The organism is Pseudomonas sp. NPDC088444 (genome assembly GCF_044900175.1).
GTDB lineage: Bacteria > Pseudomonadota > Gammaproteobacteria > Pseudomonadales > Pseudomonadaceae > Aquipseudomonas.
In genome coordinates this window covers 322114-339278 of record NZ_JBJDNK010000005.1, presented here as the reverse complement: position 1 = coordinate 339278, position 17165 = coordinate 322114, and the positions used below count along the sequence as shown (strand labels likewise).

The 17165-nt window shown below is 54.4% G+C and carries 12 protein-coding genes; all 12 read left to right on the top strand.

The window, feature by feature from the left end; translation table 11 throughout:
* Window positions 1–41 precede the first annotated feature (41 nt).
* Window positions 42–947, top strand: a complete 906-nt coding sequence (locus ACI2KB_RS12605; protein WP_404634930.1) for a LysR family transcriptional regulator — start codon at window positions 42–44, stop codon at window positions 945–947.
* Between the two features lie 164 nt (window positions 948–1111).
* Complete coding sequence (locus tag ACI2KB_RS12600; RefSeq protein WP_404634929.1) at window positions 1112–1873, top strand: hypothetical protein; 762 nt, start codon at window positions 1112–1114, stop codon at window positions 1871–1873.
* 304 nt (window positions 1874–2177) lie between these two features.
* Complete coding sequence (locus ACI2KB_RS12595) at window positions 2178–3392, top strand: cysteine desulfurase-like protein (protein WP_404634928.1); 1215 nt, start codon at window positions 2178–2180, stop codon at window positions 3390–3392.
* Window positions 3393–3403: 11 nt separating this feature from the next.
* The gene (locus tag ACI2KB_RS12590) at window positions 3404–4516 is read left to right on the top strand and encodes an aminotransferase class I/II-fold pyridoxal phosphate-dependent enzyme (protein WP_404634927.1); all 1113 of its coding nucleotides are present in this window, start codon (window positions 3404–3406) and stop codon (window positions 4514–4516) included.
* A 347-nt stretch (window positions 4517–4863) separates the two neighbouring features.
* Complete coding sequence (locus ACI2KB_RS12585; protein WP_404634925.1) at window positions 4864–6294, top strand: amino acid permease; 1431 nt, start codon at window positions 4864–4866, stop codon at window positions 6292–6294.
* A 147-nt stretch (window positions 6295–6441) separates the two neighbouring features.
* A complete protein-coding gene (locus tag ACI2KB_RS12580; protein WP_404634923.1) occupies window positions 6442–7896 on the top strand; it encodes a PLP-dependent aminotransferase family protein in 1455 nt (484 codons plus the stop codon).
* Complete coding sequence (locus tag ACI2KB_RS12575; RefSeq protein WP_404634921.1) at window positions 7893–8597, top strand: B3/4 domain-containing protein; 705 nt, start codon at window positions 7893–7895, stop codon at window positions 8595–8597. The genes ACI2KB_RS12580 and ACI2KB_RS12575 overlap by 4 nt, the downstream gene beginning before the upstream one ends.
* A gap of 435 nt (window positions 8598–9032) precedes the next feature.
* Window positions 9033–9869, top strand: a complete 837-nt coding sequence (locus ACI2KB_RS12570) for a helix-turn-helix transcriptional regulator (RefSeq protein WP_404634919.1) — start codon at window positions 9033–9035, stop codon at window positions 9867–9869.
* Window positions 9851–11341, top strand: a complete 1491-nt coding sequence (locus tag ACI2KB_RS12565) for a Wadjet anti-phage system protein JetA family protein (RefSeq protein WP_404634917.1) — start codon at window positions 9851–9853, stop codon at window positions 11339–11341. The genes ACI2KB_RS12570 and ACI2KB_RS12565 overlap by 19 nt, the downstream gene beginning before the upstream one ends.
* On the top strand, window positions 11341–12015 hold the full coding sequence (locus ACI2KB_RS12560; RefSeq protein ID WP_404634915.1) for a DUF4194 domain-containing protein: 675 nt from the start codon (window positions 11341–11343) through the stop codon (window positions 12013–12015). Before ACI2KB_RS12565 ends, ACI2KB_RS12560 begins: the two co-directional genes overlap by 1 nt.
* Window positions 12012–15461: an SbcC/MukB-like Walker B domain-containing protein gene (locus tag ACI2KB_RS12555; RefSeq protein ID WP_404634913.1), complete on the top strand. Its 3450-nt coding sequence runs from the start codon at window positions 12012–12014 to the stop codon at window positions 15459–15461. Before ACI2KB_RS12560 ends, ACI2KB_RS12555 begins: the two co-directional genes overlap by 4 nt.
* Entirely contained in the window at window positions 15458–16627 is a 1170-nt protein-coding gene (locus ACI2KB_RS12550; protein ID WP_404634911.1) for a Wadjet anti-phage system protein JetD domain-containing protein, read from the top strand. The genes ACI2KB_RS12555 and ACI2KB_RS12550 overlap by 4 nt, the downstream gene beginning before the upstream one ends.
* Window positions 16628–17165 lie beyond the last annotated feature (538 nt).

The following is a 17165-nucleotide window of genomic DNA, read 5'->3' as shown; positions in this document are numbered from 1 at the left end:
TCCTCTAGAATTCGCATTGGTTATGTAGAGATGGATGCATAATGCGCGGATCAGAATTTGCAGAGCTAAAGGCGTTTGTCGCCGTGGTAGAACGTCAAAGCTTCGCCCGGGCGGCGGAGTACCTTGGGCTGTCCCCCTCAGCGCTCAGCCAGACAATCCGCCAACTAGAAGACCGTATCGGCGCACGCCTGCTCAATCGTACGACTCGCAGCGTAGCGCCATCGGCAAGTGGCGAGCAGCTCTACGGTCGCATCGCCCCTCTCTTTCGAGAGATGGCTGTTGCCGTCGCAGCAGTAAGCGAGGCTACCGGACAGATGAGCGGCATCTTGCGTATCAATACGCTGGGAATCGCAGCGAGAACCATCATCGCTCCCCGCCTCTCACGCTTCCAGCAAACTCACCCGGATGTGGTGCTCGACATCGTGGTTGACGATGCGCTAGCGGATATCGTCGCTGGCCGCTTTGACGCCGGCATAAGAGTGGGCGGCCAGCTCGAAAAAGACATGATCGCAGTTCGACTCACACCAGACTTGAGAATGGTTGCCGTGGCGTCGCCAGACTACATCGCGCGTCGAGGGAAACCCCACTCCCCCGCCGACTTGCACGAACACGCGTGCATCAATTGGCGGCTCCAGGCGGACGGTAGACACTATCGCTGGGAGTTCAAAAAACGGGGGCAGCAATTTGAAGTCGCGGTGGATGGCCCCGTCGTGACCAATCATCCGGATATCGGGATTGCTGCTGCGCTACAGGGCCTGGGCATTGCTTACCATTTCGAGCGAGATGGCGTGGCTGAGCATTTGGCCCAAGGAAACTTGGTCCAAGTCCTCGCAGACTGGTCGATCACGCGTCCGGGGTTGTTCCTCTACTACTCGAACAGGCGGCACCGTCCAGCCGCTCTGGGTGCGTTCATCGACTGCTTGCTGGATCGGAAACCATTCGGTTAGACCTGACTGAGACGTTCAAAAACTTCGAACTGCGTTTATGCTTTGCTGCGATTCAGGGAAATCATTGAAACCACTTACGCCTGGTGCCCAGCCCTCACGTCGATGTTGAGTAACCTTTCATGCCTGTGATCCGAAGATGCAATCTCTGCCTAAAGCGTGCGCCAATGACCGAAGATCACTTGTTTCCTCAAGCGTTGGTCTCTCGCGGGCAGCGGAGGGTCACCAGAATTCTGCAGAAGGTTGACCCGAACTTTCGCGGTCGTACCGGGACTTTTCTCGCGCAGAACGGTGTGAAAAAAGCGACACTTTGTGCAGATTGCAACAACCGCGTATTGGGCACCGAGCTCGATCCCTGGCTGATTGCGTTCTACAAAAATGCGTCGGCCGCATTCGAGCGAGTTCGGTTCCCAGTCACCGTCCCCATCCATCTCACGCATGTCAATCTGAATAAGGTAGCCCGCGCCGTTGCCGGCCATCTTATTGCCCTTGATGACTTTCCCAGAGCTAGGCACGTGATGGCCAGACATTTGCGCCGTTTCGTCCTGCAACAAGACAAAGGGCTTCACCATTCCCTGCGCTTTCACATGTGGCTCTATCCGTACAGCCGGCAAGGCATGCTAAAGGATCTCCACCATGCGGAATTTGGGACCGAATACGATCCGCTTTGGATCTCGGCCTTTAAAACCTATCCAGTAGCATTTGCCTTCAGCACCGAGATCCAGAATCCGAACTACCGGCTGCGCGGCATGCTGGATCTCACCGCCTCGATCACGACCGATGTGGACGGCATCTTCGGAATGAAGATTCCCACTAAGCCGATTGTCGACAGTAACTGGCCATTCGCTCCCTATCGTAACGGCGCAATCCTCACAGGGGAGAACGACAGCGTTATCACTGCCCTGTATCAGAACAAGCCAAAACGGTAACAGCAGGCCCAGCCGGCAAAGGCTATCCAACCCAGAAAAACCTTCCAAGCCCTAGCCAATTTGCCCGGGTCAGCCCATCGGCTTGATCGGCTATTCGCGGGAACTCCAGAGGATGAACCTGTTGTAGAGCACAAGCTCACGCTCAACGTTACAGGTCAGCATCAAATGCGGCGGTAATAGTCAGCCCTGAACCTTCGGTTATGGGTGGGTACATGACGCCGGTTATGGGTGGATACATCAGAAGCATCCCGTCGTAACGTCAGCAGGAAGCTCAAGCATACCTACAACACAGCGGACGGCGGTTATGAAAAATATCGAGGCTTGTCGGGATGACTTTCCGGCCATCAGTCGAACATTGCATGGAATGCCAATGGCGTTTCTGGATGGTCCAGGCGGAACTCAGCCGCCCAAGGCTGTCATCAATGCGGTCGTGGATTATCTCAATAATTACAACAGCAACATCTTCGGAAATTTCGTCGTTTCGCAAGAGTCCGACGCCATCATCCAAAAATGCCGAGAACACCTGGCGACCTTCCTCGGTGCCGCATCCTGGCGCTGCATCTCTCTCGGCCTGAACATGACCACGCTCAATTTCTCCGTGGCACGTGCACTGGGCAATCTCATGCAGCCAGGCGACGAGGTGATCATCACGGAGCTTGACCACGAGGCGAATCGCAGCCCTTGGCTGAACCTGCAAAAGCAGGGCGTGATTGTTAAACAGATTCCTCTCAAGCAAGACGGCACGCTGGACATGGATGCGTTTGAAAGACGACTAACCGATCGAACCAAGCTGGTTGCGATGGGTTGTTCATCCAACGCCATTGGTACGGTCAACGACGTCCGTCGTGCACGTATTGCCAGCAAGAAAGTGGGTGCCTACCTCCTCCTGGACGCAGTCCACTATGCACCGCACTTCGCGATCGACGTTCAAGATCTCGACTGCGATTTCCTGCTCTGCTCCGCTTACAAGTTCTACGGCCCCCACATTGGCGCTCTGTACACCCGCCCGGGATTGCTTGAAAGCCTGCCTGTAGAGAAGTCCAACTCTCAATCCGACGAAGCGCCTTATCGCATCGAGACGGGCACACAAAACCACGAAGGCCTCAATGGAACCATCGCGGCCATCGAATACATCGCTTCCTTCGGTACAGGCGCTGACCTTCGCAGCCGAATCGTGGATGCCATGCACAAGTTGGAAGCCTACGAGTACACGCTGGCCAAAAGAGCCTACGACGGCCTTTCGAACCTTCCTCAGGTCCAGCTCTTCGGGCAGTCCTTTGAGAGCACCGATCGTGCGCCAACCATCTCTTTCATCGTGAAAGGCAAGCGATCTGACGAGGTGGCCAAGCATCTGGGCGAGGAAGGAATTTTTGTTTGGGATGGAGATTTCGCCGCTCACAGGGCAATGGAAGTTCTCGACACCCTTGCCGTTGGTGGCGTCGTGAGAATCGGCATCTCGATGTACAACACCGCAGAAGAAATCGATCGACTGCTCAGCTCCATAAAAAAAATGGCATAAGAGGATAAAAAATGAAGCTGTATAGAAGTGCTATTGAAGCTGAAGGCGCCGAAGTCATCGGCTACGAAAACATCAAATACAACCTCGCTGAAAGCTCGGTTCGAGATCGCAGCATGGCGGACTTGGGTGTTGAGCTTAAGGGCCTCGGCTTGCCTTATGCGCAAGACCACTTTGGCATGACCAAGTTGCGGGAGCTGATCGCCAAGCAAAGCGGCGCGCACGTCGAAACTGACCACATCATGGTGACCGCAGGCGCTTCCGCCGCGTTGTTTATCGTGGCTCTGACACTGCTGGAGAAAGGTGACCACATCGTGATCACCCGCCCCAACTACTGCACCAACATCGAAACACCGGAAGCGATCGGTTGCGACATCACCTTCGTTGAACTGAACTACGACAACGCGTTCCGCGTGGACATCGACTACCTCGAGTCCGTGGTCACACCAAAAACCAAATACGTCAGCTTGACATGCCCGAACAACCCAGACGGGAGCATGCTGACATTGGAAGAGTTGAACAGGATCATCCAGATCGTCGAGCGGAACCGTACTTACCTGCTGGTCGACGAGACGTACCGTGAGATGGCACACGAGAACCTGCTCCCAGTAGCTGCGACCCTGAGTGATCGCGTGATCAGCGTCTCCTCGGTATCCAAGAGCTACGGAGTTCCAGGCATTCGTATTGGATGGATTCATTGCCAGGACGCTGGCCTGATGGAGTCATTCCTGTGCGCCAAAGAGCAAATGAGCATTCACGGCAGCATCTTGGATGAAACTGTGGCTTACGAGACCCTCCTCCAACGCGATGCCTGGATGGCTGAAGCCATGCAAGAGATCCTTGAAGGCAAGCGCATCGTAAGCGAGTGGGTTGCTTCAGACCCACACATTGACTGGGTAGAACCGCAGGGTGGAACCACCTGCTTCGCGCGGATCGATGGGTCATTGAATATCGACTACGACGAATTCTACAAAAGACTGCTTGAAGTTTACGGCGCCTATGTAGGGCCCGGTCACTGGTTTGGATTCAGTAAGAACTACATGCGTATCGGATTTGCTTGGAATGATATGGACAGCCTCAAGCGTGGTCTGGACGGCATTTCCAAAAACATTCGTGACTTCATCTAGCTTCTGACACCTTAAGGACCGGCCATACGCTCTGTTGCGCAACGCATAAGAGCGTATGAGTTATCAAGATGGCCCAGCTATCAAAGCCACCACCTTGGCGCAGGACGTGAACATATTTGGGCCGGGACGTATAAGTCCCGCCCCCTAACACTCAAGCAAGCGCAAATGTGAGTAAGAGAAATCTTCTCAGCGCTTATCTATCACTGCCATGTAAACGCCAATTGAAGGCCGTGCGAAACGCGTGCGCCTCTGCCTGCTATCAGGTCCGGCCATGCAATGAAGAGCGAGCATATTCGATCTCATAATTTCGTCAGCGTCCAAAAAATAAAAACATCTGGAGGCATGTAATGGAAATTGATCAGCTGAAACGTGTCATGAAGAGCAGGCATCTCACGATGCTCTCGCTTGGTGGAGTTATTGGTACAGGATTGTTTTTGACTTCCGGCTACACCATTGGGCAAGCCGGCCCTGGCGGAGCGATCGTCTCGTACTTGGTAGCCGGCCTACTGTGCTATCTGGTGATGAACTGCTTGGGCGAACTGTCGATGGTTATGCCTGTATCGGGCTCTTTTCAGGCGCAGGCCGCTCGATTCGTCGGGCCTGCGACAGGATTCGCCGTCGGCTGGACCTACTGGATCAATTGGGGAGTGACCATCGGTGCGGAATTCACAGCCGCCGGCATCCTCATGCAGCACTGGTTTCCCAGTTCGCCGGTCTGGATATGGAGCACTGTCTTCGTGGTTCTGCTGTTCTCCATCAACATGCTGTCAGCGAAAGGATTTGCTGAAACGGAGTTTTGGTTCTCCAGTATCAAGGTGATGACGGTGGTGATATTCATCGTTATAGGGCTAGGGGCAATGTTTGGCGCAGTATCGATCGGCGACAAACCTGCACCCTATCTGAACAATCTGTTTTCTGATGGCGGGCTGTTTCCAAATGGGTTCACCAGCATCCTGATCACGATTGTGGCCGCAGCCTATGCGTTCCAGGGCGCAGAGGTGTTGGGTATTGCCGCAGGTGAAACCAAGGATCCGGAAAAGAACATTCCGAAGGCAATCCGAACCGTCGCTCTGCGCATCGGCTTTTTCTACATCCTTGCAATGTTCGTTTTGGCATCGCTGGTTCCATGGCGCCAAGCTGGTTTGCTCGAGAGCCCATTCGTCACTGTCTTTCAACTGACGGGCATCCCCTACGCCGCAGACATCATGAATTTTGTCATCCTGACTGCCTTGTTATCGGTGGGCAACTCAGGCCTCTACGCCAGTAGCCGTATGCTGTTTGCCATGTCCCAATCCGGCATGGCCCCCGCGACCTTTGGCAAGGCCGATAAACGTGGGGTCCCGACCCGAGCATTGATCGCAACGCTCTGCTTCGCTTTCTTGTCGCTCCTCACAAGCTTCATCGCCGCCGACACGGTCTTCATGCTGCTGGTTTCGATAGCCGCCATCGCGACTACCTTCACCTGGCTGATCATTCCGCTGGCCCAGTACAACTTCAGAAAGCAATTCATGAAGTCTGGAGGAAAGGTAGAGGACCTGAAGTTCAGCGTTTCGCTCTTCCCGCTCACCCCATTGCTCTGCATCGTACTCTGCATCGGCATGCTGGCCTCGGCATTGCTCGACCCTACCCAGAGGCTTTCAATCTACATCGGCGCCGTTGGGGTTGCGCTGTGCTACCTCTATTACTACGTGCGCTACACACGCATTGGCGAGACTCCCTCCATCCTGAAATCCGCAGCAGACTGGACGCCTGAGCTTGCAGAGAAGAACCCTCAGTAGCCGTTCAACAGTGCGTCGCTCGGTCGTAGGTGCTAACCCGGGCGACGCTGGAAGCGGTCACAGGAGTACCGCGTGTGGATTGAAAGCGTCGATGTTAGGCTCAAACAAGATCCATGAAACCCTCACCCAGCCAGGTAGTACGACGTCATGACAGCTTTGGAATGGAAACCTGATAAGAATTCCAAGACACCCCTGCACGAGCAGATCAAGGATTTCATCATCAACAAGGTGTCGACTGGTGATTGGTATGTGGGATTCAAACTTCCTACCCAACGCGAGCTGTCTGAGCTGTTCCAGGTCAACCGGAGTACACTCAAGTCTGCGCTTGAGGATCTTACTGCTGACGGCATTCTGGACACCAACGGCAAGGGCGGAACGTTTGTTAAAAACAATACTTGGACTTTGTTTACGAAAAGCAGCGCTCCCGATTGGCGTCGGTACCTAAAGTCCGACAGATTGAGCCAAAACCTCGATATAACGCAGAGCATTCATAACTATGAGTACTCCTCTGACCTTATACGCCTAAGTACAGGAGAACTGGCTCAAGATCTGTTCCCACGCGAGGAATTTAATAAAACATTCCAGAGTATCAGCGACTCCAACTTCAATCTTAACTACAACCACCCCAAAGGACTTCTGCCGCTGCGGGAATCGTTGGCTCGCTACTACAAAGACATTGGGGTAGATGTGAATCCCTCGCAGATACTGGTCGTATCGGGGGCGATTCAAGCAATCTATCTGATTTCCGTAGGCCTGCTTCCTCGCGGGACATCCGTGTTATGCGAGGTACCCTCCTACCTTTGCTCCCTCAACATTTTCAAATCTTCTGGCGTCTCGTTGAGTGGCGTTCAATCAGAATTCGATGGAGTCGACCTAACGGCCCTGAGGTCCGCATTCAAAAAAAACCGCACGTCGATCTTTTACACCATTCCGTATTTCCAAAATCCGACGGGGACGCGGCTGAGCGATCGCAAGCGCAGGGAACTGCTCGCGCTCTGTCATGACTACCGATTACCCGTCATCGAAGATGACACCTACAGGGAGCTTTACTACGACGACATACCGCCGCTTCCGCTAAAAGCCAGCGACGATTTCCAGTCCGTCATTCACGTGGGGAGTGCCTCAAAATCTCTCTGCGCAGGACTTCGCGTAGGCTGGATCATAGGGCAAGAGGAAATCATAGATAAGCTGGCCGACCTCAAGATGCAGATCGACTACGGCACGAGCACGTTGTCTCAACTCATCTTCAACAACCTGCTCGTGAGCGGTGAGTATCAAAAAAACCTCGCTCGCCTCAGACACCTTCTCAGGGAAAAGCGAGATGTGATGCTCAACCTTCTGGAAGATGGCTTTAGCGACCTAGCCACCTGGAACTCACCAACGGGTGGGTTCTATGTGTGGCTTAAATTAAAGCCCAAGGTTTGCCTGTCTGCGGTATTTGAGCACTGCATCCAGCACGGAGTGCTCATCAATCCGGGCTACATGTACGACAGAGAATCCGAGGATACGATTCGGCTTTCATTTTCCTACGCAGGCGTAACAGACATCGAAAAAGGTTTGAAAGTTTTGAAACAAGCGATAATTCACGAGGCTAAGATATGATAACCACCAGAAAATTTAAGGTTAATCAGGATGTATTCGAGACCTTTCCCGATCTTAAGATCGCCGTCCTGATCGTCAAAGGAGTCGACAACTCCGGACCGGGCCGGGAAGACTTAGTCAACATCGCCCAAGAGCGGGTTTCCGCCAAAATGAGCGCCCTGGAAGACCTGCATCCGCATGTCCTGGACTACAGCCAGGCCATGAAACAGATTAAGCGAAAAAAAGGTTGCCTGGCATCGATCGAAGCGATGGCCAAGCGCATCAAGAAAGGGGAATCGATCGGTTCGGTGAACCCGGTAGTCGACGTCTACAACTACGTATCACTCAGCCATTTATTCACCTGCGGAGGCGAAGACCTGGATCGAATCCAGGGTGACATGGTTTTGGGGTTTGCCAAGGGCGACGAGAGCTTCGTCCCATTGGGATCTGACGAGAATTCGCCTCCCCGGGAAGGTGAGCTCATCTACCACGACGATGAAGGTGCCGTCGTCCGCAGTTGGCTATGGCGGGAGGCGGACCGGACGAAGATCACCAACGACTCCCGGAACATCCTTCTGTACGCCGAACTCGTCAATCCGCAGCGCGTTGAGGAGTTTCAGGATGCGGTCCAAGAGCTCAAGGCGCTCATGGAATCCGAACTCGGCGGCACCGTGGCCAGTGGGCTGATCACTAAAGATCAAGCTGAGTACAACTTCGAATAGCAGTTAATGGGCTCGGTGAGGAGACCGCTCCTCACCGCAACTCTTGGATTGCCGATGGCGAGCATCCAGCGCTCTGCGCCTCCAATCCAACATAGGGCTTCCCCCCAAACCACGCACCAGGTCCCCACACACGCACGCCCCCCTCCCACCCTCAAATCCAGCGAAGATTTATCAGATCGTCCAGGGAATAGAGTTTTTCTACGCACGTCTGACCTGCGCACCTGTATGACCATAGCTCTAAGGCAGTGACGCGAAGAAGACACAAGAGGCACCGAGATGTATGGAGCTCGGCTCACCACGTTCGTGCACAGAAGTCATGGTGCCTGAGGCGCTCTAGCCAACGCATTAAAAAAAACACACGAAATAACTATCTTACGTTTTTTGTAAGCTACACTTTTTGTAAGCAATGTCGCCTCTTACCGAGTAACCAGTTTCATGTTCAAAGAACCCGCCCAGCGCACTGAGCTCCTCAAGACCCTCCTCCTGTGGGGAGGAAGGCTAGGTAATGCACGATTGCGGGAGTTGCTGGGTATGAAAGTCACACGCGTTAGCCAGCTCATGAGTGAGTTTCAGAACGAGCACCCTAACTGGATGGAGTGGGACTCTGTCTCTCGAAGCTATCGGGCGAAAGCGGCCGCCTATCGAAGCGCGTTCGACGCCTCTGCTTCGCTGGGCCAATACCTGTCCTTAGTAGGCATTTCCCATACACAGGGGGAGTCATCCAACCAACGAACGCTCTGGAATGCATTTCCCGATCTGTCTGTACCACCAGCGCGCACCTTTGCTCAGCTCACGGAAGCGGTAGAGCTCTCTCGCCGGGTGCAGATCACCTATCGATCAATGAGTAATCCAGAACCTCATCGGCGTGAGATTTCACCACACAGCATCATTCGTGCGGGTCGCAGATGGCACGTCCGTGCATTTTGTTCCACCCGCCAAGAGTTCCGCGACTTTGCACTCGGGCGAATTGATTCCCCCAAGCTAATGGACGTACCAAGCGAGCGCTCGGCAAATCAGGACGTGGCTTGGAACACCCTGCTGGATGTTCGGTTGATTGCTCATCCACGAATGACGACGGCACAGCAGGACATGATTCGATTGGAATATTTCTCAGGCACCGCCGCTCGCGTTGAGCGCTGCCGAGCGGCGATGGTGTCCTACTTCATCCAGGATTTACGGGCAGCGACGGACGCTTCGAAGCAATTGCCACCTGAGTTCCAGCTCGCGGTAGAAAACATGGAGGATCTAAGTAAATGGATGTTCACGGTTTAGGTGCATCGGGTGCAAAGCTGTTCGAGCGGATTCCAGACAAGCTATTCAGCCCTCTGGCGTCGACTAACAGACACGAATTCTGGTCACTGCTTTGCTATCTGTACCGGCGGCGGTTTGGCCCCGATGCCCCTCTTCCACCCAGCCATGGATTTATGCAGCGCGAGATTCTTCAAGACGTGGAGGATCACATCCGCTTCGCACCCAAATGGCAGCCTGAGGAAGGCGAAGACCAGGACCTCAGCCTGGACCAGCGGGCATCGAATTATTTTCGTCGATTACTTCTGGCTGGCTGGTTTCGCGCGGAAAAATACGGGCTGGCCCAAACCATTTCCATGTCGCCTGCTGTAAGCCAGATGCTGACGCTGCTCATTGACTACGCAGACAAAGATCCTGTTTTCGTCTCCGGTAAAATACGATCAATCCATGCGCTCATCACCGAAGTTCTGGAAGGAGATGGTGGTGGGGACCTGTTTCGCGAAGCCGCGGAGCAATGCCGCAACCTCCTGCTCTACATCCGAACCACCGGAACGAATGTTCGGGATCTGATGGCGTCAATCGCGACACAGGAGACGACCGCGGAATACGCACGAAAATTCTTTCGTGATTATGTCGTCAACATGTTCATCGGAGACTACAAGGAACTCCGGACCCAAGAGCACCCCCTGTCCAAGCGCCCGCAAATTCTGCAGGCCGTAGATGAGCTATCCACAAGACCTGAACACCGTGGCCGGCTCATGGACTGGTACCTTAATCGGTTGGCCAACGGGGACCAATCTAGAGCTGATGCTGCATTCGAACGTGACCTTCGTCGCCTGGAGGAGCTCAACCGCGTTGAAGAGTATCTGGAAAGGCTCGATGACGAGGTCAGGAGTGCGAACAAACGGGCACTGATCGTATTGCAGTACCGACTTCAGACAGTTCGTCCCATTGATGATCTTTTGCGGCAGGCGATTGGTGGTTTGCTGGCGAGCGGTATGGAAGGTGGATTTGAAGGGAGCATGGACAGTTGGCCCCAGGTCTTTGCGCCCGACAGTTTGATGTCGGCATCCCGGCTCGCCCAGCCTCGCAAGGAGACACAACGCCATCCTCCATCGGCTCTCCGGCAGGCGGTACTTTCTGAGCATACGCGTGCAGTAGGCAATTTAGTCCGTCGCGCTCAGGAACGCCGAAGGGTCACTCCAGCAAAGCTTCGCGCATACGCCAAATCGGCGCTTGGTCAGCATGAGCACGTCAGCAGTCATGATCTGCCGGTCGGCAGCATTGAAGATCTGCGCGCCTACCAGAGCTTTAACAGCCTGGCGACAGCACTGAAATCGAAAATCGCGGTGTCTGCGATGCAGGCTCGCAGACAGATACCCGGACTAGACGTGATCCAGGACGAAGAAGGCTCAACCGATCACCCGTTTCTGGTCGCTCAGTCGTTTGAGATCCGACTTCGAAAACCTTCTTCTGCCGCTAACAAGGACTCGTAATGAATAGCCACTGGCAAGATTTGGCAGGCAACTCCAATGGGCTTTACGAGGAGGACGACTTCTCTATGGCAGCGTACCGACTGGTGACAGATCAGGTGGTCTACCACTCGGATTACAAAAGTCGAAAGGTCTTCGGAATCATCGAACAGTACGAGCGGCACATCGCCAAAGCATTGCTGCCGCTGGGCGTCTCTGTCGGTGTTGATCGGCACTTGATGTTTGCCTATGCGCTTCCTCAACACCCCAGCCCTACTGCTGCAACCGTACCCCAAACGTTGTTCGCCCTTGTGCTCCGAGGACTTTATGAAGAAGGCATTCGTGCCGGGCAAATCCTGGACGAAAGCGGCGAGATCATCTGCGATTTCATTGAGCTGCAGGAAAAGTACCGCCTGCTAACGGGTCGGGAGCTTCCACCCAAAGGTGAGCTCGAATCCCTGATCCGAGTGGCCAAACGTTGGGGCATTGTGCGGCGGTTGGAAGCCGGCGACAGCCACCTGTCCGGCATCAACATTGATTCAAACGATGGCGGTATTGCTATTCGGCCGGCAATTCGCGTGGTTCTTGGCGAATCGGCCTTGCAACAACTCGCTCAGTGGGGCACCACCAACAGTAATGCGTCGGAATCGCTGGACGATATCGACGCAGATGACACTGATCAGGAAGACCGCCAATGAAGAGCCTTGAGAACATCAAGCTGGTTCAGTTTCTGCTTTATGAAAGTGAGCAATTTCCTGTGGATGAGGCTACCGGGATTTTCGGACCCAATGGTAGCGGCAAGAGCTCCGCATTGGACGCAGTACAAATTGCGATGTTCGGCGCCAACAAGAACCATATGGCGTTCAACGCTCAGGCGGACTCTTCCGGCGTCAAACAGACGCGAACCTTACGCTCCTACTGCCTGGGTCAATATGGCGATGACATCACCGAATGCGCTCGTCCGAACGCCACCACCTACATCACGCTGACATGGAGAAACACCGAAACGGGTGAACCCACTACTACCGGCATCTGCATCGAAGCCTCCCTCGACAGCGAAGAGGAACGGGTTTTAGGCAGGTATGTGGTCAATGGCGTTGAGCTTGCTATGGCCGACCATCTCCAGACTACAGACCGAGGCACAACACCTCTGCCTTGGAACAGCTTCCGCAGTCGGTTGATGGAACGCGCAAAAATCACGGGAGAAAATCCTTTCTACGATGATGCTGCGAGCTTTACAAAGCAGGTCTTGTTCTCACTCCGAGGAAAAGCAGGACAGCCATCCTATGACGCATTTATTCGCGCCTTTCGGTTCGCGCTGCGGATGAAATTCGACAAATCGGTAGATCAGATCGTGCGCGCGGACGTGCTCGAGAACAGACCGACCAATGTTAAAAAATTCAAAGCGATCGTCGACACCTTCAAGCACCTCAACCTGCTGATCGAGACGGTTGAGAAAAAGATTACCGATGGCAAAAAGGTGGCAGCGCTCTACCAAAACGCTGAAACGAAGCTGCGCCGAGCAGCGTCATGGCGTGGAGTGGCCGCGATCGCTCAAGAAGAACAAGCCCTATTAGCCTGTGAACATGCGCAAGAACAGCTTGAAGAGGGAACGGCAGCCGCGAAGCGACTCAGGGCTACAAGCCTGAAGCTAGAGGAATCGCTGGAAGCATCTGAATCTGAAATTCACCACCTCACTACACGCCAACAGCTTCATTTCGCGCATAAAGAAAACGCCGATGCACAGCGAGATCAGGAAAATGCCCGTCGTCGGCTGACAAGCACCGCCAGTTCTCTCGGTGATGAACTACAAAAAGTGTGTACGTCTTTGGATGCAGCGGCGCATTCGGCGCACTTGCCCGAATTCCAGGAATCGCTTGTAGCCATGGCCGCTCGTATTCGATTGCTGATGGCTACACAGGGTTTGGTAAGCACCGCAGCATTGCATGCGCCGCTGCAGGAAATGGCTACCGTCGGCAGAGAAATCAACTCGAAGCTCGAAGCCATTCGCCTGGATTTATTGAGGCAGACGACCGAAATTGGCGATCAAATCGATGTGCTCAAAGGCTCATTGTCGCGAGCCGACAAAGGTCAGGCACCTCTCAGTCGAGATGCGCAAGCTCTCCTGAACGAACTGCAAGACCAAGGGTTGAATCCCGTTCCTGTCTGCGACTTGGTCAAGATCAAGGACACACGCTGGCAGCCCGCTATCGAAGCGTACCTGGGGAGAAACACCGAAGCCCTGTTGTTGCCAGCAGATCAGGAAAACCAAGCATTCGACATCTATCGGGAGCTCAAAGGGCGTCGGATGGTATACGGCGTGAAGATTGTTCGAAGCAGCCAAATCAAAACTGCCTCGATCAATCAGAAAGGTTTGGTAGCCGAATTGATTGAGGGCTCAAACCCGACTGCCGTTGGCTACCTGCGCGGACAGCTCGGCAACCTCAAGCGCGCTGATGAAACCAGCGAAGCCCTTCAGGGCGAGCGAACGCTCACCATGGATGGCATGTACGTAAGCCCTCGAGATTTTGAGCGCCTGCGTCTGGATGATCAGAATCTGCGGATCGGAGCGGGGTCCAAAGGCCAAGCTGAACAACTCAAGGCAAGAATAGCGCGGGCCACCCTCGACCTCAGGCAGCTTCAAGATCAGGCTACAGCTGTGAGATCGACGCTGGAAAACACCGCTCGCTTCAGTAGTGACATGGTCAGCGATCTGATCCAGAGCTTCGCAAGTTCTTACGATGAAGCGATCCGACAATGCGAACTTGCAGATCAGCGTGTCGCCAATATCGCGGACGCTGAATACCTCGAAATCTGCGAGCGAATCGTACAGCTGCGCGAAGGGCTGGCACAGCTCAAAACTGAGGCCAAAAAGGCGGATAACGAAGCCACAAAAAGTGAAACGCGCATCGAGAGCCTGAATAGCGCCTATGAATCCAGCAAGTTGCGCTTGGATCAGTGTATCCGATTCAAGGATCAGTGCAGGGAGCATATGGATTACGATCCAGAATTCGTAGCACTTGAGTGGGGCAAGCTTGTCGAGCGATTTGAATCCCCACAGGCCATGCACGACTATGGCCGGCACGAGGCTGAGTCGAACGAAAACGCGGGAAACAAGCAAGTGAATACCGCGCAGCAGCACTTTTGGACTTACCTCCAGGATCATCACGAAAGCATCCCAGAAAATGATCGTGAGGATTGGCGGGCAGCCAAAGTCTGGATCGAGGGGTACGTGCACAAACTCGAGGTTACAGAGCTTCCTGAACACAAAGCTGACGCTGAAGATGCCTATCGAGCGTCCCAGGAAACTTTCCGTCGGGACGTGGCCATCGCGCTCAATACCAACCTCGATTTCCTACGCCAGACTTTTGAACGGCTCAACTCGGCGCTGCGTAGCACTCCCCTGTTCACCAACGGGGAGCGTTATCAGTTCATGTACAAGGTCCGCCCTAATCTCAAGCCGTTGCTCGACTTCATCAAGAACGTAGCCGAGTTCGGCGTCGATGGAGGCCTCTTCGGGGAAACTGGGGGTATCCCTCCTCAGTTCGAAGAACTTTTGCGTGACAAGGCTGCTGCGGGCAATGCGGGAGGCAAAAGCCCTCTGGATGACTACCGTGAGTTCTATGAGTTCGATGTTCGCATCGAACAGGTCGATCCGGATGGAAACAATGCTAAAACTGTCGGGCACCTGAGCAAGCGAATTGGACCAGGCTCAGGTGGTGAGCATCGCGCCCCGCTTTATGTAATCGCTGGAGCCAGCCTGTGGTCGGCCTACCGCATGGACCACGGATCGAACGATGGCTTGAGGCTAATCATGCTTGATGAAGCCTTCGACAAAATGGACACCTCCAACATCGTAGCGACGATGAAGTACTTGCAGGAGCTAGGCCTGCAGGTGCTGCTTGCCAGCCCGGGCGAGAATCTCGGCATCCTGAATGCTTTTTTGAACAGCTACTTTGAAATCCAAAAAGATCCGATACGCCATGCGGTTCAAGTTGACCGAGTGGAGTTGACTGATGCAATGCGTGACCAATTCCGTGAGGATCTGTGGGAGTTTCATCCTGAGTTGATCGAGCAGGAGATCGCATCCATGCGACAACCGCCTAAGACCCAACAGCCACCTTCAGAGGGAGCTGCGTCATGACGGAGGAGGACATCGCGAAGGGGCTGCTTCTGAAGCTGTTGAAGGCGGGCAACCGGAAAGCGGCTGGCGTTCGCCAGCGTGCACCTGCGCTGACAGCGTCCCAACTCACAGCCTATAGCGCCCTTAGAAACTGGCATCAAAAGCTGCAGTGTGAGGAATTATTCCTTGCAGCCCGAGATGCAGGGGCGATTAGCTTCACGCGAGACAAGCTCAACCCTGCGGACGGTTTGATCGAGCGAATCGAACTGCTGGATACTGGCATTCTTGCCGGTTTACTCAAGCAGACGACTCACGCTGATATCATGGCACAGACGCGATCACTGCTTGAACCTTACCTCGCGAGGCATGACGTCCTTGAGGAAGTCATCGAGAAATGGGCACGATTGACGAATGTCCGGGGCTCGGGACCGACCGACGTCAATGACTGGATAGAGGCGATGACGGTAATCGAGCAGTGCGACCGCGCCCAGACGCAGACACTGTCATCTGTTCGAGAGACCAGCGCCCGCCTGCTTCGAAACAGCAAGAGGATCGAACAACTCACCGTTCCATTGGACGTACTGCTGCAAGGCTCCATTGAGACCACGGCCCGAACACCAGCCGAGGTCTGGCAAGAGCTTGGGCTTTTCAAGGAAGACCAACCTGTGATGTTTGCTGGCAATGTGGAGATTGTCAGGGGCCGAGTCACAGCATTACTCGATGAGCCCTATACGGGCCTACCCGCCGGCACCGTACAAGCTATTTCAGGGGTGGTGGCGGGCATTCTGACGATTGAGAACCTCACGACATTTCATACTGAGGCCAAGCGTCATGCCAATGAGCCCAAACTACTGATTTACACCGCGGGCATGCCATCTCCTGCATGGAGAGAAATGTACCAGCGGTTGCTGACGGGTGTTGCCCCCGGCACTCCGATACACCATTGGGGAGATGTTGACGAAGGAGGTTTTCGTATTGCCTCCAAACTCGCCCAGACCTCAGCCGCCGCGGGACACGAGCTCAAGCCTCACTTCATGAGCCCCGAGGACGTTCCAGAAGAGTTGAGAAAGCCAGCTTCCAATCGCACCTTGAACCGGATGAAGCATTTTGCCGAGTCGGCCGGATGGCCTGCCCTGGGCGAGGCACTGCTCAAAGCAGGGTTCACGGTCGAACAGGAAGCGCTCTAGCTACGACTATGAATTCTGCCAAACGCCAACAGCCACACCGCGCCAGCCTTGGGTTCGCGAATACGTTATGGCGACTTCAGTTGCCATGAATCCCACGCGCGTGCATCTGACCTGGATAGCCAAGCTCCTGATCTTGGCTGTCCTGCTTAACGGGATAGCCTGTGGACTAGGCCATGGCCCCATGCTGTCCAAAGCGCTGAGCAGGCACCTGCCCGCCTCGTTCGATCACGCATCTCACCAAATGGCCGACATGGCCGACATGGCCGACATGGCCGACATGGATCATCGGCATTCGGCACCGATGCCGCAACACGCTTCCATCCTGGACGGCTGCCTTTTCGCCGGATCGCTGCCCTTAGGGGTCATGCTATTCACCTCTCTCAGTTGGCTTGTGCGCACTCGGTCCCGATCGCGGCCAAGCGTTTTCTCAATCTGCCCAACTTCCCCCAGGCTCATAAGAGTCAGCCTCAATCCGCAAGCCCCCTGACCGCTGCTGTTGCTTGATCGACACTCCAACCCACACCTGCACATCGCCTTT

Excerpts from the sequence above, each read along its gene's own strand:
- ACI2KB_RS12585 (WP_404634925.1), top strand. The coding sequence starts at position 4,864 with ATGGAAATTGATCAGCTGAAACGTGTCATGAAGAGCAGGCATCTCACG.
- ACI2KB_RS12555 (WP_404634913.1), top strand. The coding sequence starts at position 12,012 with ATGAAGAGCCTTGAGAACATCAAGCTGGTTCAGTTTCTGCTTTATGAA.
- ACI2KB_RS12565 (WP_404634917.1), top strand. The coding sequence starts at position 9,851 with ATGGATGTTCACGGTTTAGGTGCATCGGGTGCAAAGCTGTTCGAGCGG.
- ACI2KB_RS12605 (WP_404634930.1), top strand. The coding sequence starts at position 42 with ATGCGCGGATCAGAATTTGCAGAGCTAAAGGCGTTTGTCGCCGTGGTA.
- ACI2KB_RS12595 (WP_404634928.1), top strand. The coding sequence starts at position 2,178 with ATGAAAAATATCGAGGCTTGTCGGGATGACTTTCCGGCCATCAGTCGA.
- ACI2KB_RS12575 (WP_404634921.1), top strand. The coding sequence starts at position 7,893 with ATGATAACCACCAGAAAATTTAAGGTTAATCAGGATGTATTCGAGACC.
- ACI2KB_RS12550 (WP_404634911.1), top strand. The coding sequence starts at position 15,458 with ATGACGGAGGAGGACATCGCGAAGGGGCTGCTTCTGAAGCTGTTGAAG.
- ACI2KB_RS12580 (WP_404634923.1), top strand. The coding sequence starts at position 6,442 with ATGACAGCTTTGGAATGGAAACCTGATAAGAATTCCAAGACACCCCTG.
- ACI2KB_RS12590 (WP_404634927.1), top strand. The coding sequence starts at position 3,404 with ATGAAGCTGTATAGAAGTGCTATTGAAGCTGAAGGCGCCGAAGTCATC.
- ACI2KB_RS12560 (WP_404634915.1), top strand. The coding sequence starts at position 11,341 with ATGAATAGCCACTGGCAAGATTTGGCAGGCAACTCCAATGGGCTTTAC.
- ACI2KB_RS12600 (WP_404634929.1), top strand. The coding sequence starts at position 1,112 with ATGACCGAAGATCACTTGTTTCCTCAAGCGTTGGTCTCTCGCGGGCAG.
- ACI2KB_RS12570 (WP_404634919.1), top strand. The coding sequence starts at position 9,033 with ATGTTCAAAGAACCCGCCCAGCGCACTGAGCTCCTCAAGACCCTCCTC.